The 24,224-nt window shown below is 38.0% G+C and carries 22 protein-coding genes; 13 read left to right on the forward strand and 9 right to left on the reverse strand.

The annotated features are described in order from the left end of the window. Window positions 1-77: 77 nt before the first annotated feature. The 6 genes from B2O97_RS09590 to B2O97_RS09615 all read left to right on the forward strand — a co-directional run bounded on the left by B2O97_RS09590 (window position 78) and on the right by B2O97_RS09615 (window position 6,073). Entirely contained in the window at window positions 78-1,703 is a 1,626-nt protein-coding gene (locus B2O97_RS09590; protein ID WP_286754825.1) for a S8 family serine peptidase, read from the forward strand. An 80-nt stretch (window positions 1,704-1,783) separates the two neighbouring features. Beyond that, window positions 1,784-1,975: a hypothetical protein gene (locus B2O97_RS09595; protein ID WP_139144906.1), complete on the forward strand. Its 192-nt coding sequence runs from the start codon at window positions 1,784-1,786 to the stop codon at window positions 1,973-1,975. Window positions 1,976-2,142: 167 nt separating this feature from the next. Next, complete coding sequence (gene nth / locus B2O97_RS09600; protein ID WP_070562044.1) at window positions 2,143-2,820, forward strand: endonuclease III; 678 nt, start codon at window positions 2,143-2,145, stop codon at window positions 2,818-2,820. Window positions 2,821-2,887: 67 nt separating this feature from the next. Further along, on the forward strand, window positions 2,888-3,913 hold the full coding sequence (recA, locus tag B2O97_RS09605) for a recombinase RecA (RefSeq protein WP_070561972.1): 1,026 nt from the start codon (window positions 2,888-2,890) through the stop codon (window positions 3,911-3,913). A gap of 191 nt (window positions 3,914-4,104) precedes the next feature. Further along, window positions 4,105-4,872 carry an endonuclease/exonuclease/phosphatase family protein gene (locus tag B2O97_RS09610; protein WP_286710089.1) on the forward strand — a complete coding sequence of 256 codons (768 nt, stop codon included), beginning with the start codon at window positions 4,105-4,107 and terminating at the stop codon, window positions 4,870-4,872. A 19-nt stretch (window positions 4,873-4,891) separates the two neighbouring features. Further along, window positions 4,892-6,073 (forward strand): metallophosphoesterase family protein, encoded by a 1,182-nt coding sequence (locus B2O97_RS09615; protein WP_070561968.1) that lies wholly within the window; start codon window positions 4,892-4,894, stop codon window positions 6,071-6,073. Window positions 6,074-6,130: 57 nt separating this feature from the next. On the opposite strand, the gene pruA is transcribed toward B2O97_RS09615, so the two are convergent. From pruA to B2O97_RS09645, 6 genes are all read right to left on the reverse strand, one after another. Further along, window positions 6,131-7,768, reverse strand: coding sequence for an L-glutamate gamma-semialdehyde dehydrogenase (pruA, locus tag B2O97_RS09620; RefSeq protein WP_070561966.1), 1,638 nt, complete (start codon window positions 7,766-7,768; stop codon window positions 6,131-6,133). 168 nt (window positions 7,769-7,936) lie between these two features. Next, window positions 7,937-8,584 carry a peptide-methionine (S)-S-oxide reductase MsrA gene (gene msrA, locus B2O97_RS09625; RefSeq protein WP_070561964.1) on the reverse strand — a complete coding sequence of 216 codons (648 nt, stop codon included), beginning with the start codon at window positions 8,582-8,584 and terminating at the stop codon, window positions 7,937-7,939. 150 nt (window positions 8,585-8,734) lie between these two features. Then, entirely contained in the window at window positions 8,735-9,343 is a 609-nt protein-coding gene (locus B2O97_RS09630; protein WP_070561962.1) for a superoxide dismutase, read from the reverse strand. Window positions 9,344-9,444: 101 nt separating this feature from the next. Then, window positions 9,445-9,912: a nucleoside deaminase gene (locus B2O97_RS09635; RefSeq protein WP_286754821.1), complete on the reverse strand. Its 468-nt coding sequence runs from the start codon at window positions 9,910-9,912 to the stop codon at window positions 9,445-9,447. 9 nt (window positions 9,913-9,921) lie between these two features. Further along, a complete protein-coding gene (locus B2O97_RS09640; RefSeq protein WP_286767315.1) occupies window positions 9,922-10,263 on the reverse strand; it encodes a tRNA-binding protein in 342 nt (113 codons plus the stop codon). Further along, window positions 10,260-10,469 carry a hypothetical protein gene (locus tag B2O97_RS09645; RefSeq protein ID WP_112373906.1) on the reverse strand — a complete coding sequence of 70 codons (210 nt, stop codon included), beginning with the start codon at window positions 10,467-10,469 and terminating at the stop codon, window positions 10,260-10,262. The genes B2O97_RS09640 and B2O97_RS09645 overlap by 4 nt, the downstream gene beginning before the upstream one ends. A gap of 87 nt (window positions 10,470-10,556) precedes the next feature. Between B2O97_RS09645 and B2O97_RS09650 the strand changes: the two genes are divergently transcribed. The 5 genes from B2O97_RS09650 (at window position 10,557) to B2O97_RS09670 (ending at window position 18,792) form a co-directional block, all read left to right on the forward strand. Next, window positions 10,557-11,153 carry a porin family protein gene (locus tag B2O97_RS09650; RefSeq protein ID WP_286767316.1) on the forward strand — a complete coding sequence of 199 codons (597 nt, stop codon included), beginning with the start codon at window positions 10,557-10,559 and terminating at the stop codon, window positions 11,151-11,153. Window positions 11,154-11,324: 171 nt separating this feature from the next. After that, entirely contained in the window at window positions 11,325-12,095 is a 771-nt protein-coding gene (locus tag B2O97_RS09655; RefSeq protein ID WP_046674909.1) for a succinate dehydrogenase cytochrome b subunit, read from the forward strand. Between the two features lie 57 nt (window positions 12,096-12,152). Next, a complete protein-coding gene (locus B2O97_RS09660; protein ID WP_070561950.1) occupies window positions 12,153-14,087 on the forward strand; it encodes a fumarate reductase/succinate dehydrogenase flavoprotein subunit in 1,935 nt (644 codons plus the stop codon). 14 nt (window positions 14,088-14,101) lie between these two features. Continuing rightward, a complete protein-coding gene (locus B2O97_RS09665) occupies window positions 14,102-14,875 on the forward strand; it encodes a succinate dehydrogenase/fumarate reductase iron-sulfur subunit (RefSeq protein ID WP_172462311.1) in 774 nt (257 codons plus the stop codon). Between the two features lie 170 nt (window positions 14,876-15,045). Continuing rightward, on the forward strand, window positions 15,046-18,792 hold the full coding sequence (locus tag B2O97_RS09670) for a HAMP domain-containing sensor histidine kinase (RefSeq protein ID WP_286767317.1): 3,747 nt from the start codon (window positions 15,046-15,048) through the stop codon (window positions 18,790-18,792). A 283-nt stretch (window positions 18,793-19,075) separates the two neighbouring features. Here B2O97_RS09670 and B2O97_RS09675 read toward each other — a convergent pair whose 3' ends face one another. From B2O97_RS09675 to B2O97_RS09685, 3 genes are all read right to left on the reverse strand, one after another. Beyond that, window positions 19,076-20,002, reverse strand: coding sequence for a hypothetical protein (locus tag B2O97_RS09675; RefSeq protein ID WP_286767318.1), 927 nt, complete (start codon window positions 20,000-20,002; stop codon window positions 19,076-19,078). Window positions 20,003-20,101: 99 nt separating this feature from the next. Beyond that, on the reverse strand, window positions 20,102-21,253 hold the full coding sequence (gmd, locus tag B2O97_RS09680; protein ID WP_046674906.1) for a GDP-mannose 4,6-dehydratase: 1,152 nt from the start codon (window positions 21,251-21,253) through the stop codon (window positions 20,102-20,104). 262 nt (window positions 21,254-21,515) lie between these two features. After that, window positions 21,516-22,070: a lipocalin family protein gene (locus B2O97_RS09685; protein WP_046674905.1), complete on the reverse strand. Its 555-nt coding sequence runs from the start codon at window positions 22,068-22,070 to the stop codon at window positions 21,516-21,518. Window positions 22,071-22,544: 474 nt separating this feature from the next. Here B2O97_RS09685 and B2O97_RS09690 point away from each other — a divergent pair, with 474 nt between their 5' ends. After that, window positions 22,545-23,459, forward strand: coding sequence for a lysylphosphatidylglycerol synthase transmembrane domain-containing protein (locus B2O97_RS09690; protein WP_286767319.1), 915 nt, complete (start codon window positions 22,545-22,547; stop codon window positions 23,457-23,459). A gap of 2 nt (window positions 23,460-23,461) precedes the next feature. Then, window positions 23,462-24,169, forward strand: a complete 708-nt coding sequence (locus B2O97_RS09695; RefSeq protein ID WP_286754818.1) for an SDR family NAD(P)-dependent oxidoreductase — start codon at window positions 23,462-23,464, stop codon at window positions 24,167-24,169. Window positions 24,170-24,224: the final 55 nt, after the last annotated feature.

Genomic DNA, 24,224 nt, shown 5'->3' on the forward strand with positions numbered 1-24,224 from the left:
CACAGGAGAGAATAACCAGGTGGAATGCGTTCATGGCAATCATTGAAAGCAGACACTTCATTAAGAATTATTTACATATGAATTTAAAAAAATCACTATATCTAATTGCTTTAGGCTCATTGCCACTTATCTCTTTCGGACAATCGGATACCATTCCAGCAAATTGGTTTAATTTGGACTATAAAACGGATGGGGTGATGGGAATCAGTACCGAAAAAACGTATAAAACTTTATTGAAAGGGAGAAAATCCACTCCAGTCATCGTTGGCGTATTGGATGGAGGTGTGGATGTTTATCACGAGGACCTCAAAGATGTCGTGTGGATCAATGTGAAGGATAGTCTTGCAAATGGTATAGATAATGATGGCAATGGCTATATCAATGATAAATATGGCTGGAACTTTATTGGAAACGCCAATGGAGAAGATGTTCAGTTTGACAACCTTGAACTGACAAGACAGCTTAGGATACTGGACGAAAAGTTTGCAAACATCACAGCGGCAACAGAACTCAATGAAGCTGGTCGAAAAGCTTTCGCTAGTTATCAAAAAATGCTTGCCAAATATAAAAACAAGCTAGAAGAAGCTAAAATGGGTCAATTTTCGTACGATGCGCTCAAACGCAACATAGACGCTGTGGTACGTGAAATAGGTAAAAAGCCCGAGGATATCACACAGGAGGACATAGACAATTTCAAAGCGACCACAAATACGCAACGCATCGCACTGGGCTATGCAAAGGATGAAATCCACAACGGCGGCTTTGCCAAATTTTTTGATGATATCACCGAAGGTGCAAAATATTTCAACAATCAAGTTGATTATCATTTAAACAAAGCATACGATTCTCGACCTATTGTTGGCGATAATTATGAAGATGCTTCAGAGCGCCATTATGGCAACGCGGACGTAAAGGGACCAGATGCATTACATGGCAGCCATGTCGCAGGAATTATCGGTGCAAAACGCAATAATAATATCGGTATCAATGGAGTAGCGGATAACGTTAAAATACTCACGGTTAGACTCGTCCCTGATGGTGATGAGCGTGACAAAGACGTCGCAAATGCTATTCGCTACGCTGCAGACAACGGAGCCAAAGTACTGAACATGAGCTTTGGGAAAAGTTATGCCCATAATAAGCAGGCCGTAGACGATGCCATCAGATATGCTGAATCCAAAGATGTATTGATGGTTCATGCCGCAGGAAATGACAGTGAAGATAACGATATAGAACCTAATTTTCCAATGAAGTATTATACGGATGGAAAAGGTGATACCACCGGAGTTGCCAATGCATGGATCACCGTAGGCGCAACCGGTCTTCATTTGGACAATGAACTATTAGCCGATTTTTCCAATTATGGCAAAAAAACGGTCGACGTTTTTGCTCCTGGCGTCCACATCAACTCAACGGTACCAGATTCCAAGTATAAAGAAGAACAGGGCACGAGTATGGCTGCGCCCGTTGTCGCTGGTCTGGCGGCAATGATTCGATCTTATTATCCCAATTTGAGCGCGGTGGAAACCAAACAGATTATTATGGAATCGGTGGAAAAGCCGAACCAACTGGTACAGATAAAGGTTGGTGAAGATGCCACCAAAACGGTTCGATTAGCGGACATCTCGGTCACCGGAGGAATCGTCAATGCTTATAACGCCATTATAAAAGCAGAAGAATATACCAACAAAAAGAAAAAATAAATATTTTCTCGTTTTTTATACCAAAACTATCTTTTGTCCGTTTAATTATTTAACTTACAGAGACAAAACAACAGATGCTTATGGTAGAAAACTTTACCCAATCAGAAAACGAAGTTCAAAATTTGCTAACCCAAAACGAGAAGGTAATGACAGACGAGGACATAGAAAATGAATTGAAACTTCAATTACCAAAAATGTTGCTTCATCCAAGCAAAAGAAGTGTAGAGAATATCCTGGCATATTCGAAACAACTGGAAAAAAGAAAGGCCTAATCTGGGAGATTAGGCCTTATTTTTTAACCTTAATATCGTCTTGATTTATCTATGATCCAAAACAGTTGAGACTTCCCTTCCGTTTTGCACATTAAAATCAGAGTATTCACCATGTAGTAGGTTTCAAAATTTCTTTTTTGATGGAAATTTTGGCTAGTTTTGAACCGATGTTAAAACAAGAACGATACAAGGCTTTCGTAGATTATTTCTCCAAAAATAGTCCTGACGCACAGACAGAACTCAACTATAGTAATCCGTTTGAATTACTGGTCGCTGTTATTTTATCTGCACAATGTACAGATAAAAGGATCAACCAAGTCACGCCCAAATTGTTTGAACGCTACCCTGATGCACACAGTTTGGCAGCTTCTAGTGTAGACGAGGTGTTTAGCTATATACGATCCGTAAGCTATCCAAATAACAAGGCCAAACACCTTGTTGGAATGGCTCAACTACTGATTGAAAAGTTCAACAACATTGTACCCGAAAAAATTGAGGATCTTGTGAAACTTCCTGGTGTAGGTCGAAAAACTGCTAATGTCATTTCATCTGTTGTTTATCATAATCCGGCGATGGCCGTAGATACCCATGTTTTTCGTGTTGCAAATCGTCTTGGGCTAACCTATCGTGCGACAACGCCATTGGCTGTAGAAAAACAGTTGGTAAAAAATCTACCCAAAGATACAATTGCCATTGCTCATCATTGGCTTATCTTACACGGACGTTACATATGTCTGGCCCGAAAACCAATGTGTGAGAAATGCCCTATTACTTATATGTGCAAATACTTTGAAAAAAATCACCATATAAAAAGTGTTTCAGCTATATCAGAAACAAAAAGCTAATTTTTTTAGTGAAAATATTTGGTTTATGATTTTTAATTTTTAATTTTGAGAAATATATACTAAAAATATGAGCAACACAGATAAACTAAAGGCTTTACAGCTGACGTTAGATAAATTGGAGAAGAACTTTGGAAAAGGTTCAATTATGAAGTTAGGGGATACTGCTGTTGAGCCGATCGAAGCTATTTCTACAGGATCTCTAGGCTTGGATATCGCCTTAGGCATTGGCGGTGTACCAAAAGGCCGTATCATTGAAATATACGGACCTGAATCTTCGGGTAAAACTACCTTAGCAACTCACATTGTTGCAGAGGCACAAAAAAAAGGCGGTATTGCAGCAATCATTGATGCTGAACATGCTTTTGATAAATATTACGCTCAAAAATTAGGCGTAGATGTAGAAAATTTATTGATTTCTCAACCGGATAATGGTGAGCAAGGTTTAGAAATTGCTGATAACCTAATCCGTTCTGGTGCAATCGACGTTATTGTCATTGACTCCGTTGCGGCTTTGGTACCAAAAGGCGAGATCGAAGGCGAAATGGGCGATTCTAAAATGGGGCTTCAAGCTCGTTTGATGTCTCAGGCTTTACGTAAGTTAACAGGTACAATTTCAAAAACAAACTGTTGTTGTATTTTCATCAACCAATTGCGTGAAAAAATTGGTGTCATGTTTGGTAACCCAGAAACAACAACTGGTGGTAATGCCTTAAAATTTTACGCTTCTGTACGTTTAGATATCCGTCGTACATCACAAATCAAAGATTCTGATGAAGTATCGGGTAACCGCGTAAAAGTGAAGATTGTAAAAAATAAAGTAGCCCCTCCGTTCCGCATAGCGGAATTTGATATCATCTTTGGTGAAGGTATCTCTAAAGTAGGTGAAATCATTGATCTAGGTGTTGAATATGGTATTATTAAAAAAGCAGGCTCCTGGTTTAGCTATGGTGAGACCAAATTAGGACAAGGTCGAGACGCTGTTAAAGCCTTATTATTCGACAATCCAGATTTAATGGACGAACTTGAAGCTAAAATCCGCGCTGAAGTGACAGGAGAAGATCCAATGCTTAACACCGAGGAAAACGAAGACTAGTTCCTGTAAAAATTAGTATAATGTAGGTAGCCATCCTGTTTAGGATGGCTATTTTTTTGCGAAAGTTCAAGTGCTTAGATGATTATTTTGTTACATGTCCAAAGTTTTCAATTTGTACTCATAGATTTTATTAATTTTAGAAAGGCGAATTAAAAACGCCTGACATCCAAATGCTAAACTTAATATAAACAATGAATCGTAAACTAATTCTATTCCTTCTAATACTGCTAAGCTCAGTATTCCATCTACATGCACAAACAATACGCGTACTCTCGTTCAATATCCATCATGGAAACCCACCCACTGAAAAAGAATCTATTATCAATCTTGACACGGTTGCCAAGATTATTAAAAATTCCAAAGCTGACATTGTAGGTCTTCAGGAAATCGATGTTAATCTCGGTAGATCATATTTTGAAAATCAAGCCAAGAAATTAGCCGAATTAACAGGCATGCACTATATATTTTCCAAAGGAATAGACTTGGATAAAGGTGAATATGGCACCGCCATATTGTCAAAAAATCCGATTGAACGTGTAGAAAAACACCTTCTACCCTCACCTGTGGAAAGCGAAACACGTAGTTTATCTGTAATCGAAGTCACTATTCACAAAAAGAAACTCTTATTTGCGAATACACACCTTGACCTGAAAGACAAAAACAAAATCGAACAGGCAAAATTCATCACCAATCGCTTCAAAAACGAAAAGTTACCCACCATCCTTGTCGGTGATTTGAACTCCGAGCCCAATGATCCAGCGATTATTGAACTTAGCAAAATATTCACAAAAAGCAGTATTGCCAATGGATTTACGTTTCCTCAAGATAAACCCACTACTGAAATTGATTATATCATGATCAATAAAACAGTTGCCGCAAGGTTTTCTAACCATCGAATTTTGGACGAGAAATACGCTAGTGATCATCGTCCATTATATGTCGAGATAAATATTAAATAACCACTTGTGACCTTTAAATATGAATTTTAACAGAAGAAGATTTTTAGAAGTCCTGGCGCTGGCTGGGATTACATTACCGAATATAAGCGTCGCGCAAGAAAAAGAAGCAAATGAGGCAGAAGGCGAGTTCAGTTTTCTCGTACCTGCCTATCTACAGAATCAAACGGAAACAGGCGTCAGTATTTTTACAATTTTGAGCAAAGAGGCTTTTGCTTGGCTCGAGATTCTCGATAACGCAGGAAATGTCCATAAAAAAATCTACCAATCCGAAGATGGGATGATCAACGCCAATACTGACTTTTTTCATTTTACAATTGAGGACGCGCCGCGCTCATTTCGCTATCGCATCAAGGCGAAGGAAGTCCAAAAATTCGATCCTTATAAAATTGTATATGGCCAAGAAATAGAAACACCTATTTTTGAGGCTAAATTAGCCAAGAGCGATCAAGAGCAGATTCGCTGTCTTGTATATAACGATGTACATGAGGAAAAGAGCAGTTATCATGACCTTATCCCAAATCAGGATATCGCGCCTTACGATTTCTTTGTGATGAATGGAGACTCATTTCATTATGTCACCAATCAGCAAGATATCACAGAGAAATTGCTAAAGCCAATTGAATTTTTTGCGACAAGCAAACCATTCATCATGAATCGAGGAAACCATGAGACAAGGGGATCTTTCGCTCGTAATTTCAAACGATATTTTGGTTATCCGGACAACAAGTATTACCAAGCCTTTAAAAGAGGGCCTATTTTTTGGATCATGCTAGACAGTGGCGAAGACAAGCCTGACAATCATGAGGTATACGCCGGAACAGTCGATTACGATAACTACAGAAAAGAACAGGCTCAATGGCTGGAACAGGTCCTCCAATCCAAAGAAAGAAAGCGTGCTCAACATACTGTTGTCATTAGCCATATTCCAATTTTTCATTCGGACGACTGGCATGGCACCCTGGATAACAGAGCATGTTTCCATCCCCTGTTTCAGAAATATAAAATTGATGCCATGATCTCGGGCCACACCCATCAATATGGATACTATCCAGCAGATAAAGACCACAATTACCCTGTCTTTATAGGTGGTGGTCCAAAAGCGGGGAAAAGAACCATCATCGATGTGGCCGGGAACAACAAGTCATTGAATATTCGGATGACTAGAGACGACGGAACAGAATTGGGATTATTTAAAAAATAGAAAAGGCGCTTTATAAGCGCCTTTTTCTATTTTAACAAAGCTGTTATGCTAGCTTCTTTATTCTCCCTTTTCCAAGAAAGGATATCTATAATCTGTATCTGGATTAAACGTCTCTTTAATTGTACGAGGAGATACCCAACGAAGCAAATTGATCATTGATCCTGCTTTGTCGTTTGTACCCGAACCTCTAGCACCACCAAACGGTTGTTGACCTACGACAGCACCTGTACACTTATCATTCACATAGAAGTTACCCGCAGCATGTCTCAATTTATCTGTTGCTAAATTAATGGCATAACGATCTTGCGCAATGATTGATCCTGTCAAGGCATAAATAGATGTTGTATCAACAATAGCTAACGTTTCTTCAAACTTAGCATCCTCGTAAACATATACCGTCAGCACAGGTCCGAACAATTCCTCAACCATGGTTTCGTAATCTGGTTTTGAAGCCTCAATGATTGTTGGATGGATGAAATATCCTTTAGATTTATCGTATGTACCACCAACTACAATTTCTGCTTCATTAGATTCTTTAGCTCTGTCGATATACTTCGCTAATTTATCAAACGACTTCTCATCAATGACAGCATTGAAAAAGTTCGTGAAATCCTCTGTTCCGCCGATTGTAAAAGATTTTACGTCATTCGTCATAGATTCCTTCAATGCTGGCCACAATGATTTAGGAATATATGCACGTGAGGCAGCAGAACATTTCTGGCCTTGGTATTCAAAAGCACCACGAACTAAAGCTGTATTCGCAACCTTCAAATCAGCCGAAGGGTGTACAACGATAAAATCCTTACCACCAGTCTCACCAACAATACGTGGATATGTTTTATAACGGTGGATATTGTTACCGATCGTTTTCCAAATGTCTTGGAATACTCCTGTTGAGCCAGTGAAATGGATACCTGCGAAATCTGGGTGTTGGAAAATCACATCACCTGCATCAGGACCTGAAACATACACCAAGTTGATTACACCATCCGGAAGACCAGCTTCACGGAAAATTTTCATCAATACATTTGCTGAATAGATTTGGGTATTGGATGGTTTCCATACAACAACATTACCCATCATTGCAACACACGACGGTAAATTACCCGCAATAGCTGTAAAATTAAATGGAGTCAATGCAAATACAAAACCTTCAAGAGGACGTTGTTCTACACGGTTCCAAACACCTTTACCTGATATAGGAGGTTGTTGCTTATAGATTTCACTCATGTACTGTACATTGAAACGCAAGAAATCCACAATCTCACATGCCGAATCAATTTCTGCCTGATAGGGGTTCTTCGATTGCCCCAACATTGTAGCAGCATTCAACTCATAACGGTATTTTCCCGAAATTAATTCAGCAGCTTTTAAAAAGATTGCAGCACGATCCTCCCAAGTAAGATTTTCCCAATCCTTTTTTGCCGCCAAAGCAGCATTGATTGCATCTGTTACGTGAGATTTATCGCCTTGATTGTATTGACCTAAAATATGTTGGTGGTCATGTGGAGGAGCTAGGTTTACTTTTTTAGAAGTAGTGATTTCTTTACCACCAATATACATTGGGATATCGATTTGTTTCGAACGTGCCTCATCAATTGCTGCTTTCAACAATTTACGTTCTTTCGTTCCGACAGCGTAAGTATACACCGGTTCATTGGTAGGAACAGGAACTGTAAAAAATCCTTTAGACATATTACAATTATTAATTATTCATCCAAAAAATGCTATCAATGAATCATGAAGCTATCAAGTTTGTTCGTTCCATTATTTGCATAAGAAACCATGGTTTCAACTTGTTAGCATGATACTAAATAGCGTTAATAGAAGTAAAATTACCTCAAATTTTATGAATACCCAAAGTTACTGTCCCTCTTTGAGCACCTTGGAAAAGATACGTTTAAATTTTTCCAATTTCGGTTTAATCACCAATTGGCAGTATGGTTCTTTCCCATTTAATCTATAATAATCTTGATGATAGTCTTCTGCAGGATAAAAGACTGTTGCCGGAACTACTTCGGTTACAATAGGTTTATTGAAAACATGCTCTTTTTCTAACGCCGAAAGATAATACTGCGTCTTGTCAAGCTGCTCTTTATCGTGCACAAAAATAGCCGAGCGATATTGGGTGCCGATATCATTCCCCTGGCGATTGAGCTCTGTTGGATCATGTGCGACAAAGAAGGCCTCCAATAGTTTGTCGTAGCTGATCACTTTTGGATCAAAAATAATATTGGTTGCTTCCGCATGCCCTGTGCTCCCTGTACAAACCTGCGTATAACTTGGATTTGCTACCCATCCGCCAGTATATCCTGAAACAACATGTACAACCCCCTTTAACTCTTTGAATTGTGCCTCAGTACACCAAAAACAACCTGCCGCAAATGTCGCTGTATCCAAACTTGCCGTATTTTTTGCCGGTAACTTCGAGAAATCAGTTTTTTTTGCCTGCTGTCCCTGGCAGGAGCCTAAAATAAAAAGTGCTGCTAATAGCATTAAAATATTTTTCATCAGTAGCGGGTATGATCGTGGAGTTAACTATTATACTGTAGTGTTCTACTATGGTCTTATAAACAAATACAACTGAGGTTTTGTTTATAAAATAGAAAAGCGACAATAAATTAGTATTGTCGCTTTTCTATGGTTCTATCAAATGTTCAATTATTTTGCTGCAGCATAGTTTTGTGCTACGGCATCCCAATTGATAACATTAAAAATTTCTTCTAAATACGCCGGACGCTTATTTTGGAATTTCAAGTAATAAGCGTGCTCCCAAACATCGATACCTAAAATAGGATTTCCTTTTACTTCAGCAACATCCATCAAAGGATTGTCTTGGTTTGGTGTAGAAGTTACGGCTAATTTACCATCAGCACCAACGATTAACCACGCCCATCCTGAACCAAAACGAGTTGCACCAGCTGCTTGAAGTTGCTTTTTCAACTCATCAAATGAACCAAATGTTGCATTGATTGCTTCGGCTAATTCACCTGTTGGAGCTCCACCAGCATTTGGGCCTAAAACTTTCCAAAACAAAGAGTGATTGTAATGACCACCACCGTTGTTACGTACTGCTGCAGAATATTTACTTACATTTTTAATGATATCCAATAACGATAAGTTCTCAGCGTCTGTACCTGCGATTGCTTTATTTAAGTTATCCACATATGCCTGATGGTGTCTGTCATGGTGGATTTCCATTGTAGTTTTGTCAATATGTGGTTCCAATGCGTCGGCTGCGTATGGTAACGCTTCTAATTCAAATGCCATATCTATTTTAATTTAAATGTTTATTACTTCGTTTATACATACAAATATAACACAATATACACGGTTATGTTTTTATGTGTTACAATAAATCCATTATTTCCTTACCGTTTTTGACGAAAAAATGATTTTACCAAATCAGCACATTCTTCCTGCAAAATACCATGTGTAATGACTGTTTTGGGATGTAATATTTTATCGTGAAAATGAGAATAGCCACGCTTTTCATCTTTGGCGCCATAGACTATTTTACCAATATGTGTCCAATAGGCCGCTCCGGCACACATAATACAAGGTTCTATGGTAACGTATAATGTACATTCATCCAGGTATTTGCCTCCAAGGTAATTAGCAGCTGCTGTAAAAGCCTGCATCTCAGCATGAGCTGTCACATCATTCAATCGCTGCGTCAAATTATGACCTTTCCCTATAACACGTCCTCGATGAACAATAACTGCTCCAATAGGTACCTCCCCCTCTTCGTATGCAACCTTAGCTTCGTTCAATGCCATACGCATGAACGACTCGTCACTATCGATGAGTTGTGTTCCTTCAAAATCTATAAATGTCATGGTACAAACTTAACTAAGTTTAGATCCATTTGGTAATTTTTTGTCGACGGATGTCAAAATAATATCGCCATTTTCGTCGGCAAATCCGGTCACGAGACACTCCGAAAAGAAATTAGCGATCTGCTTTTTGGGAAAGTTCACAACTGCGACCACTTGCTTTCCAATCAACTCTTCTTTGTTATAGTGTACTGTAATCTGGGCACTACTTTGTAAAATACCAATTTCATCTCCAAAATCACGTTTCAATTGATAGGCTGGCTTTTTAGCTTTCGGAAAGTCCTTTACTTCTAAAATAGTTCCTACCCGTAAATCCACTTTCTCAAAATCGGTCCAACTAATGGCATCACTCATAATCGGTTGCTACTAATATCCTGGATCTCTTTACCTATCGTAAATAAAACATAGGAAGGTTTACGGCCCAAACGAGAAGACAATCGATCAATCAGTTTATCCTCCTCTCCAGCTTTAAAAGCTAAATCTTCATCACTTAAGTGGTTGTACTTGCGACGGAGTTTTTCTTTGGCTACTTGCCACTGTTCTTCGTTAATTTTCAGCATAACTCAGATTTAGGTATAAAATTTGTATATCTTTACTGAACTGTAAAAGTTTGTTTAAAGATACAATATATACATAAATAAAAGATTATGAAAAAGATTTTACCAGCATTACTTTTGATTTGTGGTAGCGTAGCAACGGCACAGGCGCAGCTTTTGCCGGGTTTTGAGGTGGGTGTAAAAGGAGGTTTGAACTTCTCCAAACTTAAAAGCGATGGCAAATATTTCAATTCCGACACGAAAGCAGGCTACCAAGCTGGTCTTTATGGACGTGTTGGTGTTTTGGGATTCCATATTCAACCTGAGGTGTACTTAACAGGTAAAAACACAACAGTGAAAGCTGAAAATGGGGAATCTACAGATGTTAAATTTACAACAGTTGATGTTCCAGTATTATTGGGCAAACGCTTTGGCTTGGGTCCGATTGGAGCAAGGATTCAAACTGGCCCAATATTTTCATTTAAAGTCGATGACAAACAAGACAGTCCAATTGCTAATTTAAATCCAAACAGCTATAAGAAAAATGGTACCGCGTGGGCTTTTGGTGTAGGCGCTGATATTTCAAGCTTGCGTGTAGATCTACGTTACGAAATGGGCTTAAATAAAGTCAACAACGAGAGCCAGGCTAATCCAAAAATTAACATGTGGAGTATCGGTTTAGGCTATAGGTTATTCAGTATTCTATAGTTCATTAAACACTGTTCATATACCGTTAGAAAGTCCGTTTTTATTCAAAACGGACTTTTTATTTCAATAAACTTTAGAACCGTTCTAAATTATTGCTTTTTCTTGTCAAAATGGTATCATATTTAATAGCAAATAGTAGATTTGCCTAATTCAAATTAAATTACAAGGATAATGAGTAAATCAAAGCCAGTTTTCAGTTCTTCGATTGGGAAGAAGCTAATCATGAGCTTAACAGGAATCTTCCTATGTTTATTCCTAGTTGTTCACTTGGTTGGTAACTTGCAATTATTTAAAGATGATGCGGGTCTAGCGTTCAACAAGTACGCCTATTTTATGACTCACTTTACACCAATCAAAGTCGTTTCTTACTTATTGTATGCTTCGGTAATTGTTCACGTCATCTACGCTATTACATTGTCGATGAAAAACAAGGCCGCTCGTCCTATTGGTTATGCCAAATATGATGGTCAAGCAAACAGCAAGTGGAATTCACGCAACATGGGTATCTTAGGTACTGTCATTTTAGTATTCTTAGCTACGCACATGTCTAATTTTTGGTGGAAATTTCACAATGATGAAGTACCGTACATCGAATACCGTACTGATTTGGCAACTGGACAAACCACAGCGAGAGAACTTCAAGCTTCTGAATTCCACGACTACCAAGAAACGGTAGAAAACAACGTTCAAATCTTAAAGGCAAGAGATTTGTATAAGCAAGTTGACTTTGCATTCAAAAATGTTGCATTGGTCGCTTTGTATGTTATTGCGATGGCAGCTTTGGCATTCCACTTAATTCATGGTTTCCAATCTGCGTTCCAAACTTTAGGTTTTAACCACAGAAGATATATTGGAATCATCAGAGCAATCGGTGTTTGGGTATTTGGGGTATTAATTCCAATTGGTTTTGCAATAATGCCATTGTTTTTCTTCTTTAAATAATTCAGAATCTTTTAAGATAGAGCAGCAGCTCTATTCATTAATATAAAATTAAGAGATATGTTAGATTCAAAAGTACCAGCGGGCCCATTAGCCCAAAAGTGGTCAAATCATAAATTTAATCTTAAGTTGGTTAACCCTGCTAACAAACGTAAATTTACCGTTATTGTTGTTGGTACAGGTCTTGCTGGTGCATCTGCAGCAGCGTCTTTAGCTGAATTAGGATATAATGTAATTACATTCTGTTATCAAGATTCACCTCGTCGTGCGCACTCTATTGCAGCACAAGGTGGTATCAATGCAGCAAAGAGCTACCAAAATGACGGTGACTCTGTTTTCCGTTTATTCTACGATACAATCAAAGGTGGTGACTACCGCTCACGTGAGGCAAACGTTTACCGTTTGGCTGAGGTATCTGTCAACATCATTGACCAATGTGTTGCTCAAGGTGTTCCTTTTGCGCGTGAATACGGAGGTCTATTAGACAACCGTTCTTTCGGTGGTGCGCAAGTTAGCCGTACGTTCTATGCACGTGGTCAAACGGGACAACAATTGTTGTTGGGCGCTTATTCAGCGTTAAACCGTCAAATCAAAAAAGGGAAAGTAAAATCGTATACGCGTCATGAGATGTTAGACTTAGTTATGATCGATGGTCATGCTAAAGGTATCGTCACTCGTGACTTGGTTTCAGGTAAAATCGAAACGCATGCTGCACATGCAGTATTGATGTGTACTGGTGGTTACGGTAACGTATTCTTCTTGTCGACAAATGCAATGGGATGTAACGTTACAGCAGCTTGGAGAGCGCACAAACGTGGTGCTTACTTTGCAAACCCTTGTTATACGCAAATTCACCCAACTTGTATCCCGGTAACAGGTGATCACCAATCTAAATTGACATTGATGTCAGAGTCTCTACGTAATGACGGCCGTGTATGGGTTCCTAAAACTCAAGAAATGGCTGAAAGATTGCGTAAAGGTGAGATCAAAGCCAATGACATCAAAGAAGACGACAGAGATTATTTCTTGGAGCGTAAATACCCTTCATTCGGTAACTTGGTACCACGTGACGTGGCATCTCGTAATGCAAAAGAAGCTGTTGATGATGGTCGTGGTGTTGGTAAAACTGGTTTTGCGGTATTCTTGGATTTTAAAGAAGCTATCGGTCGTCTAGGCGAAGATGCTGTACGTGCTAAATATGGTAACTTATTTGACATGTACTACCAAATCACGGACGAGAACCCTTACAAACAACCAATGCGTATCTATCCAGCTGTTCACTATACAATGGGTGGCGTATGGGTTGATTACAACTTGATGACTACAATCCCAGGTTTGTATGCATTGGGTGAGTGTAACTTCTCTGACCACGGCGCAAACCGCTTAGGTGCTTCGGCATTGATGCAAGGTCTTGCCGATGGTTATTTCGTAATTCCTTACACTGTGGGTGATTACCTAGCTAAACTAGGTTCATTCGCACCAGTAGATCACAACCATCCGGCATTCGAATCTACACGTAAGGAAGTTGAAGACAAAATCAACAAATTGTTGTCTTTAAACGGTACTGAAACGGTTGATGATATCCACAAAAAACTAGGTCTCATCATGTGGGAATACTGTGGTATGGCTCGTACTGCTGAAGGCTTACAAAAAGCACAAGGTTTGATCCAAGAGTTGAAAAAAGAATTCTGGACGAACGTTAGAGTCCTTGGAGAGAATGAAGAATTAAATCTTTCTTTAGAAAAAGCTGGTCGCGTAGCTGACTTCTTAGAATTAGGTGAGTTAATGGTAGTCGATGCATTGCAACGCGCGGAGTCTTGTGGTGGTCACTTCCGTTTAGAAAGCCAAACTGAAGAAGGTGAAGCAAAACGTAACGATGATGAATTCGCCTATGTATCTGCTTGGGAATACAAAGGAGACAATGTACCTGAGGAATTACACAAGGAAGACTTGGTATTCGAGAACGTTCAGTTAACACAAAGAAGTTATAAATAAGAAGGAAAATTATCATGGCACAACATATGAATTTAACGCTGAAAGTTTGGCGTCAAAAAAATGATAAAGATAAAGGTCAATTTGTAACTTATCAGGCAAACGATATCGCTGATGATATGTCTTTCTTAGAGATGCTTGATATTGTCAATGAAGAATTGACTCGTAAAGGAGAAGATCCTGTATATTTCGATCACGACTGTCGTGAAGGTATCTGCGGGATGTGTTCATTAGTCATCAACGGTCGCCCTCACGGTCCTAAAGAAGGTACAACAACATGTCAATTGCACATGCGTAGCTTCCACGATGGACAGACTATCGTGATTGAACCTTGGAGAGCTGCTGCATTCCCTGTATTGAAAGACCTTGCAACAGACCGTACAGCTTTTGACCGCATTCAACAAGCTGGTGGATATGTAAATGTTAATACAGGTGGTGTTCCTGATGCCAATGTTATTCCGATTCCTAAACGTATCGCTGACGAAGCATTTGAATCGGCTACATGTATCGGTTGTGGTGCTTGTGTTGCAGCATGTAAAAATGCTTCTGCAATGTTATTTGTGTCTGCAAAAGTATCTCAATTTGCCTTATTACCTCAAGGCCAAACTGAGCGTTACGAACGTGCACAGGCAATGGTAGATCAAATGGATGCTGAAGGTTTCGGTAACTGTACCAATACAGGTGCTTGCGAAGCAGAATGTCCTGTAGGAATCAAATTAACAAACATTGCTCGCTTAAACCGTGAGTACTTGACTGCTAAAATCTTCAGACAAGAAGAACCGCACGCTTAATAAGCAATTAAAATCCTTCGTGTTTTCGATAGCGTTAACAAAGCTTAAGAAACCGATTGAAAATTCTTTCTAGCCAATTAAAATAGGCTATTCAGAAAATAATATAAAAGTCCTTGCCTTAAGAAAGCAAGGACTTTTTTTTATATTTACAATAATGTAAATTGACGAACGTGAATTCTGGTATAAAAATTCGATTACTCCTACTTATCTTGACTTTATGCTTTATAGGAACAGCTATCACCATTAAAGAATCTGTTACCAATAAGGAAATACTGGACATTGATACAAAATCACTCAATGATTATATCGCTCAACAAGAGAAAAAAGTCGACCGAATTTTTAATGATTCACTCCTGCTCAAAACATTTAAAAACTACGATCAGTACCCAATAGCAGTTTATCAGGCATTTGAAAAGTTCAAAACCAATGAGAAGGTTTATTTATTTCTCTTTAAGGACCATGAACCGAAGATGTGGAGCACGCATTTATTTGTGCCAATTACAGATCAGGGATTTCCGGAAAAATCCAATTTTATTCAGGATGATAACCGTTCTTACGTTGTTCGAAAAAAAACAATTGGCAATATCAGTATACTCGCCTATATTATTGTTAAAGGCTATACAAATAACAACAACCCCTATTTAAATAGCTCATTGCGGAGGAACTTTTTCGACTCTCGAAATATCGACATTGCCTCCTATACAGACACGGTCACCATTAAAAATATCTATAGCAATGAAGGGTCTTATCTATTCTCTGTTAAGCTAAAAGACGGAGAGCATGAAAACGCCTATACGATTTTGCAATTCTTCTGTTGGCTACTTGCCTGGATCGCATTATTGATCTTCTTCAATAGTCTCTGCCTACATATGGCCAAGACAGGAAGGGCCTGGTGGTCTGCATTACTGCTATTATCGGTATTTAGCCTCGTCAAATTTGCCGATCTTAAATGGAATCTGCTGTCCGAAAACGCGACATTTTCAATTTTCGATTCGCGCAATTACGCTTACAATCGCTTCTTCCCCAATATATGGTCGGTAATGTCCACTACCATACTAGTACTGTGGCTAATTCTCTTTGTCTATTCGATTCGTAAAGAACTCAATTTTGAAAAGATAAAAAACATCCGGCTTTTTAGAGTCCCAGTCGCCATAGGATTTATATTGAGTATCTATCTATCTTTTGGTCTTTTGTATGATATCGCCGGTACATTGGTTACTCATTCCAACAATATCTATTTTGACTTCACAAAACTGGTCGATTTACATTTCTTAAGTTGGGTCGATCTCGGCATTGTTGGTCTCGGTATTTTAGCCCTGAGTATTTATATCGATCTCGTCCTTTTCTTTCTTAAAAAACTGGACCTAAAACCGACACAGCTACTCAATATGCAACTGGCATGTGTCATTTTTGTCATACTGATCATTTCCATCTACATCGAGAAAAATAGTTTGGTCAACCTGCTCCTCGCACTGATTATCTTGATTAAATCTTTTGGCGAAAAGTATTTTGACCGACATATATTAACAAATTATATTGCCGTACTGATACTTTGGGCAATCATCAGCGCGATCACGCATGCACGCTTCTATCAGGAACGGAATTTGATCGACATGAAGATCTTATTGAGCAATTTGCAGTCAGAAGATGATGTCAACGCAGTTTCTCTTTTCTCTGATATCGAAAGTGGTATCGCCAATGATCAAGAGCTAAAGCATTTATTTAATATAAGCCTTCCCTATACAAATACAGAAGGAATTAACGATTTTATCAAGAAAAAATACTTTAGTGGCTATCTCTCAAAATATGAGTTTAAAGCATATTATTATGATCAAAACAATATTCCGCTCAATCCAACTAGCCAGAATAAAATCAATGAATATAGAGAAAAGGTAATCAATAAGTCTATAAAAGTGACTCAGAACTTTTATCGTGCCAGTGCTGAATTAGGAACTCATGAATATTTCTCTATAATTCCTGTCGCCATCGATCAAAATAGAATTGTCAATGTCATTATCAATCTGTCTAATAAAGACTTTAGTTATACCGTTCCTTATCCCGAGATCCTTACGGATATGCGGATTAACAACTCGCAATATTATAATAAAGGGGATTATTCGATAGCCCTTTATAAAGGAGGTTCCTTAATAACACAGTTTGGGAAATATACATACGAGAACAATCTAAGAGGGCTCAAGGGTGCACCGGGAGAATATATTGAGGTGCTGGACCGCGATTCATACCTCCATATGGCTTATGTCGCCAATAAGTTCTCTACATACCTTATCAGCAAAGAAAAACCTTCTTTTTGGGATTACCTCGCAACGACTTCTTTCCTGTTCCTGGTATTCTTTATGATTTTCATGTTTTTTCATTTCATCAAATCATTCTACATTTTTCTAAAAAATACCAAGCTCACTTTTCGTAATTTAAAATACCAGTTTTACAAAATAATTAATAAAATACAGTACTCTACACGTATTCAGACGTCCATTATTTCTTCAGTAATTTTGGCTATTCTTATATCGGCTGTAATTTCCTATGTAAGCATCAACAAGCAACTTTACAATAACAATAAAGCGAGTAAGGAAAGATTTATTATTGAGCTCGGCAAACGGATGGAAAATATGTTGACTTACACGGATGAAACTTCCAATGAGACACAGCTCATCAATATTCTCAAAACATTGTCTGAGACAATCTCCAAAGACTTTAACCTTTATTCTAAATCAGGTAGATTGCTTTATAGTTCTCAGCGTAGAATTTACGACTTGGAGCTTTTCTCGACTTTTATTAATCCAGCTGCACTGAAGAATCTATCCATATTAAAAAAATCAGAGACAATCGAAGATGAACGGATAGGTGCGTTCCAGTTTGAGACCAGCTACGCGACTATCAGGGACAAAAATTATAATACGTTGGCGTATATTGGAATTCCGAATTTCTCTCTCCAAAAAGAAGAAAATATCAATAAAAATCTTCTTTTAAATACGATTGTGAATATCTATTCGTTAATCATCATCGGTTTTGGATTTTATGCGACGTTTGTTGCCAACAGTGTCACCAATCCATTGAGCATCATCAGTAAGAAGATTTCCCAGCTGCGTCTGGGTCAACCTAATGAACCTTTATTTTGGCAACGAAATGATGAAATCGGCACATTGATCAAAGAATATAACCTAATGATCATTAAACTGGAGGACTATGCGAATAAGATTAAAGACACCGAGCGCGAATCTACCTGGCGTGAGATGGCTCAACAGATTGCCCATGAAATCAAAAATCCGTTGACACCAATGAAATTAGGCATTCAGCAACTCCGTAGATCTTACAAAGACGAGGACCCTAAATTTCCGGATCGCTTCAATAAATTCTCCACTTCATTCATCGAACAAATCGATGCATTGACGCATATTGCCTCAGAATTTTCACATTTTGCAAAATTCCCAAATACGGTAATGGAAAACATCAATATTGTAGAGAAAGTAACAAAGTCCATTTCCTTGTACAACAATACACCAAATGTAAGTATTCGTCTCATTAACAATGCGGATCACAGAACCCTTATCGTTAAAGCAGATGGTAATGAGCTATTAAGAACCTTCAATAATTTGATAAAAAATGCGATTGAGGGCGGTTATGGACGAAAAAACATGAAGATCGAGATTTCCATTGAACGCTACTCAGACAAATTTGTCAAGATAGATATCAAAGACAACGGTTATGGGATTCCCAAAGAGATGCAGGATAAAATTTTCCAGATTAATTTCACGACAAAGAGTTCCGGAAACGGTTTAGGACTAGTTCTTGTCAAAAAGACAATTGAAGCCTGTAACGGGCAAATCTATTTTGAGACTGTAGAAGGCGAAGGTACAACGTTCCATATACTGCTTCCTTTGCAACAGATAGAGTCTTAATATGTGTAGATAGCAATCAACAAAAATAAGACATCGAAGAAAGCTTATATGCGCTCCATCTTCAGTGTCTCTAAATAAGCATTTGTGTAAAGAAATGGGCGTCACACCAACTGATGTAGATAAAAATATAGCGTTCAATTAGGGTATAACTCAAACACTGATAGCATAAAACTAACCAGTTAATCGATAGCCTTATTATTTTGCTTTAAGGATCAGTATAACAAGAACAGTACACTATAAACAAAAAAGCTCNNGAGCTTTTTTGTTTATAGTGTATCTATTTTTAACGCAATACAACAGTAGATCGTCCCATGATTGCATTATCTTCATATAATAAAACCGTATAGGCCCCTTTAGAGAATCCTTCTTCTGCTGCCCAATAGACGATATAGTCTTCACCTTTGTTGGTAAATAAAATATTGTGTTTAAAAGTATATTGTAATTTCTCGCCATGTACATAGAAAATATTATCACCTTGCACGACCAGATTTCCCTGTGGATCGATAATTCTAACATATATATCACGTTCTCCACTTTTAGCCAACGGATTATCAGCAATGGTAAAGTTGATTTTTAACTTATCGATTTTTTTAGCACGTTCTTCTACAAATTCCTTTCCATTCTTTTTGACTTCAAGGCCATTTATACTGATGCTTGAAACCTTTAATGCTGAAGCAGTCGCAACCTTCTCTTTCAGATCCGAATTTGATGTAACTAAAGAAGTAATTTGTTTTTCTTTTTCAACTACAGATTCGCTCAAATTGGAGTTTTGCTTCGATAAAATTTGATTTTCCTGAATCAGCCGTTGCACATTTACACGATAAGTATCCACCTGCTTCTTAAGCTGATTGATCTTGTGCTGTGCATCATCAATATCTTTTGGAGTAATACTTTTATTTTCAAGCTTTTTACGAAGTACTGCGATCTCCGCCCTAGAATCATCCTTCTGCACAGTCATCTCTGGCGTCAATTGGACATTTTCTACATCAATTTTATCCAATTCAGCTTCAATACGATCGATTTGTACCTGCAGATTTTCTTTTTCTACTGTAAGTGTATAGACCTTTTCACCATTGGTCTTAAACTTGACATAAAAATATATGTTTGTTGCAAGTAATGCTGCTATCGCAATGATAAAGAAGTAAATCTTCGAAGAATCTTTCTTCTTCTCTTCTTCTTTCTTACTCGAAACAACTTCTGAATTTATCATAATATACTGTCATTTTCATAGGTATAAATCTATAAATTTATACTATTGAATGTTTAAACAAAAATTATTCCAGTTTTATTTTTTATTACCAATTATGAATTATTCAAAATAATTCAAGGTCTCAAATCCGCCTTGTTTTAAGTATTCTTCCTTTCTCATCAGGTGAAGATCGGATTGTACCATATCTGTTACCAACATCTGAAGATCATATTTTGGCGTCCATCCAAGTTTTGTATTTGCTTTTGTCGGATCACCAATAAGTAAATCGACTTCAGTTGGCCTATAATATGCCGGATCAACTTTGACAACAGTCTGACCGAATTTAATCAGCGACTTATCAATATTTAACTGAGCTAAGCGTTCCTCGTCAATATCGATAATTACCCCCTTCTCCTGCTCTCCCTTGCCACTGAACTCAATTTCAATTCCCAATTCTGCAAAAGCCATGCGAACAAAATCCCTAACAGTTGTTGTCACACCTGTAGCAATCACAAAATCTTCTGCGGTTTCTTGTTGTAGAATCAACCACATTGCTTCTACATAATCTTTGGCATGCCCCCAGTCACGTTGTGCGGACAGATTACCAAGATATAATTTATCTTGCAGCCCTAGCGCGATTTTTGCCACAGCCCTGGTAATTTTACGTGTCACAAAAGTTTCTCCTCTTACAGGGCTCTCGTGATTAAATAAAATACCATTACAGGCATACATCTTATAAGCTTCACGGTAATTTACAGTAATCCAATAACCGTACATTTTTGCTACAGCATACGGACTTCGTGGATAAAAGGGTGTTGTTTCACTTTGTGGAACCGCTTGCACCAATCCATACAATTCGGAAGTGGAAGCCTGATAAATACGGGTTTTTTCGATCATTCCCAATAATCTGACCGCCTCAAGAATCCGCAATGTACCGATACCATCTGCATTAGCAGTATATTCTGGCGTATCAAAACTAACCTTTACGTGAGATTGTGCCGCAAGATTGTAAATCTCGTCAGGCTGTGTTTCTTGTATAATACGAATCAAATTGGTTGAATCCGTCAAATCACCAAAATGCAATGTGAAATTTCGATTGTCGAGATGAGGATCTTGATAAAGATGGTCAATACGATCAGTATTGAATAAAGAGCTGCGGCGTTTTAAACCGTGTACTTTGTATCCTTTCTTCAATAGGAATTCTGCTAGATAGGCACCATCTTGTCCTGTTATACCTGTTATTAAAGCAGTTTTCGTGTTTTGTTCAGCCATGTTTCTCTCTAGATTAAGCAATACCTGACGAAATCGTTAGATATTTATCCCATATCCATACATACAATTAGTTTATCCGCGATTAATTTAGCTACGCACAAGATTATCATTCAATACTTGCCGGTCACCGTATTCGTAAACTCATCCGTCTACAGCGCAAATAAATCATAATGAATTGGGAGTGTAAAAGTATTAAATTTTAAACAAAAAAAGCCATAGGAATTCCTATAGCTTTCTGTTATTCTTTTTTTATCGTTTACGTTTAGTTTGAGCGCGTAAAGTTAAAAACTAGATAGGCTTCTCCATTCGCAACAGTCAATGGCATACGCATAACTAATTTATTCCCATCAGAATAAGATAAATCTAAGCGGTAACCTGTTGTGACATTTTTCGCCTTATCGCCCGCATAAATCTTTTTAAATTGAAACTGAGGCTCTCCTAAGCCTTTTCCAGGGTTATAGATAGACCAAAAAATCTCACGTGATGCTCCTGGAGCACATAAAGTTCCTTGCGCATTAAATGTAATTGATCCTTTCCCATTTCCAATAAAATTCCATGTACTACCTACGAAACATTCTGCCGGAGCCTCTTCAAATACACTTTTGATCGTGAATGAAGAAGGTAAATTCTCTCTATCGATTGTATTCAATGTCCACGTTCCTTTTACCGCGGATTTCCAATCCGAAGCGCTAGGACCAGAAGCTGCACTCGTATTGGAAGAAGGATTTCCAGTTGATGTACCTTGCTTTTGTGCTCCACAAGAAAATAAGGTCACCGTAGCAAAAACAGTTGCTAATGATAAAACGAATCGATTCATATGTATAAATTTTAATTTCAAATTGTATTTTTGGGGTAAATTAATCCACAAATCATGAAGATTACAGCCAAAAATCATACCATAAGCAAAATAATCGCAAAAACGCTGTTAAGGTTATTTATCATTTTATTGGCCTTTGCTTCTTATCCGCTTTTTTTAGGACAGGAAGCAAAAAGCAAATTGAATCAAATCAGCCTTGCTTTTACGAACAAGATAGCACTCATAGCTCCTATCTTGTTATTTTGCTTCATCATTGGATTAATGATCGCTGTGCTCAAGCACAAATATAACAGAATTGACCTAAATTGGCTATTTTCTCTTGCTACTATCTTTGGTATTTTATATTTGATATTATTGTATTCAAGAATTTACCCAACGATTGCTTAAGCCCAATTGCACAATTCGCCAAAGTTTCTAACTTTGGATTCTCCAAAACGCTAATTACAGCCGAACAAGATTGGATGTATAATTTATATGGATAAAAAAAAGGGGCTCAAAATAGCCAAAAATATAGCAAAGATTGTCGTTACTGTAGGAGCCTTATACTGGGTATTTAGCAAGGTATCGCTAAAGGATCTGAAAGAAGCCGTCATCAACTCCAATCCTCTCTATCTATTCTTTGCTTTAGTTGCTTATAGTATCTCAATTTTTATTTCTTCTTCGCGCTTATTGACTTTTTTAAAGGCAATCGGTTTAGATGTTACGGAAAAATATAATTTAAAACTGTATCAACTTGGCCTATTTTACAACCTCATTTTACCAGGCGGTGTTGGCGGAGATGGTTATAAAATATTCTTCCTCAGGAAACAATTCAATATTAAAGGACGAAAATTATTTACGGCCTTATTTTTAGATAGATTAAGTGGATTATGGGCACTGTGCCTCATCATTGCAGCGCTAGTTACTTATATGCCACAACTCGGAATTCCAAACTATCTGACCGTTATTCTATTTATAATAGGGAGCGTTCTCTATTACTTTATCGTAACCAAGTTCTTTAAAGAATACAAGGCTACATTTTTAATAGCCCATTTAAAAGCAATCGGTGTGCAATCCATGCAAGTTATTGCAGCAATTCTTATCCTTTATGCACTAGGATTTAGCGGCAAATTTTCTCCTTACCTATTTTTATTCCTTGCATCTTCTCTTGTTTCGATCATTCCGTTTTCAGTGGGTGGTTTAGGGATGCGTGAGCTTGTGATCATGTGGGGAGCGGGCATATTCCACGTCGACTCACACAATGCGGTTTTAATCACCTTGTTATTTTATATTATTTCCGCTCTCGTCGCGCTTTCAGGAATTTATTTTATCTTTCATCCGCAAGCAATTGGAGAGGACAAATTACCTTCCGCAGAAGAAGTTGAACAAAGTCAAAAACTAGAAGAATAAACATGGCAAATATTATTATTACAGGTGCAAGCAGTGGTGTTGGATTTGAAGCGGTGTTGGATTTGACCTCTAAAAAGGACAACAAAGTCATTGCTTTGGCTAGATCAGCAGACAAACTGAGAAAACTTCATGAAATTGCAGGTCAGCTCAACTATGATGGCGGCACCTTATACCCGGCTCAATTTGATATTGTCTACGATGACTATACTACACTTGTTCCCTTCATCCAATCTAAATTTGATAAGGTTGATATCTTGATAAACAATGCTGGAGCACTCATCAATAAGCCATTTATGGAAACTGATGGAAAGGATTTTGCTGAAATGCTACAAACCAATGTAATGGGACATGTAAATATGATACAAAACGTTGTTCCCTTGATGCCATCAGGCTCACATATTGTCAATATTGGCAGTATGGGGGGATTTCAGGGATCATTGAAGTTTCCCGGACTTTCGGCATATTCAACCAGCAAAGCCGCATTAGCAGTGCTTACAGAATGCTTAGCGGAGGAGTTTAAGGAAAAAGGAATCAAAGTGAACTGTCTAGCCTTAGGATCTGCTCAGACCGAAATGTTCGAGGCTGCTTTTCCGGGTGTTGAAGCGGGTACTTTAGCCTTTGAAATGGGACGCTATATTGCAGAGTTCGCTCAAAATGGACATCACTATTTCAATGGGAAAATACTTCCTGTAGCCAATACAACGCCTTAATTGGAAAGCCCTTCAAAAAAATATCCCTTGATCTAATATAGTCAGGTTGGTGTAA

Source organism: Sphingobacterium sp. UBA865, from assembly GCF_002295765.1.
In the GTDB taxonomy this organism is placed as follows: Bacteria; Bacteroidota; Bacteroidia; order Sphingobacteriales; family Sphingobacteriaceae; genus Sphingobacterium; species Sphingobacterium multivorum.

Coding starts and splice junctions, on each gene's coding strand:
- B2O97_RS09590 (WP_286754825.1), top strand. CDS start 78: ATGAATTTAAAAAAATCACTATATCTAATTGCTTTAGGCTCATTGCCA.
- B2O97_RS09595 (WP_139144906.1), top strand. CDS start 1,784: ATGGTAGAAAACTTTACCCAATCAGAAAACGAAGTTCAAAATTTGCTA.
- nth (WP_070562044.1), top strand. CDS start 2,143: ATGTTAAAACAAGAACGATACAAGGCTTTCGTAGATTATTTCTCCAAA.
- recA (WP_070561972.1), top strand. CDS start 2,888: ATGAGCAACACAGATAAACTAAAGGCTTTACAGCTGACGTTAGATAAA.
- B2O97_RS09610 (WP_286710089.1), top strand. CDS start 4,105: ATGAATCGTAAACTAATTCTATTCCTTCTAATACTGCTAAGCTCAGTA.
- B2O97_RS09615 (WP_070561968.1), top strand. CDS start 4,892: ATGAATTTTAACAGAAGAAGATTTTTAGAAGTCCTGGCGCTGGCTGGG.
- pruA (WP_070561966.1), bottom strand. CDS start 7,768: ATGTCTAAAGGATTTTTTACAGTTCCTGTTCCTACCAATGAACCGGTG.
- msrA (WP_070561964.1), bottom strand. CDS start 8,584: ATGAAAAATATTTTAATGCTATTAGCAGCACTTTTTATTTTAGGCTCC.
- B2O97_RS09630 (WP_070561962.1), bottom strand. CDS start 9,343: ATGGCATTTGAATTAGAAGCGTTACCATACGCAGCCGACGCATTGGAA.
- B2O97_RS09635 (WP_286754821.1), bottom strand. CDS start 9,912: ATGACATTTATAGATTTTGAAGGAACACAACTCATCGATAGTGACGAG.
- B2O97_RS09640 (WP_286767315.1), bottom strand. CDS start 10,263: ATGAGTGATGCCATTAGTTGGACCGATTTTGAGAAAGTGGATTTACGG.
- B2O97_RS09645 (WP_112373906.1), bottom strand. CDS start 10,469: ATGCTGAAAATTAACGAAGAACAGTGGCAAGTAGCCAAAGAAAAACTC.
- B2O97_RS09650 (WP_286767316.1), top strand. CDS start 10,557: ATGAAAAAGATTTTACCAGCATTACTTTTGATTTGTGGTAGCGTAGCA.
- B2O97_RS09655 (WP_046674909.1), top strand. CDS start 11,325: ATGAGTAAATCAAAGCCAGTTTTCAGTTCTTCGATTGGGAAGAAGCTA.
- B2O97_RS09660 (WP_070561950.1), top strand. CDS start 12,153: ATGTTAGATTCAAAAGTACCAGCGGGCCCATTAGCCCAAAAGTGGTCA.
- B2O97_RS09665 (WP_172462311.1), top strand. CDS start 14,102: ATGGCACAACATATGAATTTAACGCTGAAAGTTTGGCGTCAAAAAAAT.
- B2O97_RS09675 (WP_286767318.1), bottom strand. CDS start 20,002: ATGATAAATTCAGAAGTTGTTTCGAGTAAGAAAGAAGAAGAGAAGAAG.
- gmd (WP_046674906.1), bottom strand. CDS start 21,253: ATGGCTGAACAAAACACGAAAACTGCTTTAATAACAGGTATAACAGGA.
- B2O97_RS09685 (WP_046674905.1), bottom strand. CDS start 22,070: ATGAATCGATTCGTTTTATCATTAGCAACTGTTTTTGCTACGGTGACC.
- B2O97_RS09690 (WP_286767319.1), top strand. CDS start 22,545: ATGGATAAAAAAAAGGGGCTCAAAATAGCCAAAAATATAGCAAAGATT.
- B2O97_RS09695 (WP_286754818.1), top strand. CDS start 23,462: ATGGCAAATATTATTATTACAGGTGCAAGCAGTGGTGTTGGATTTGAA.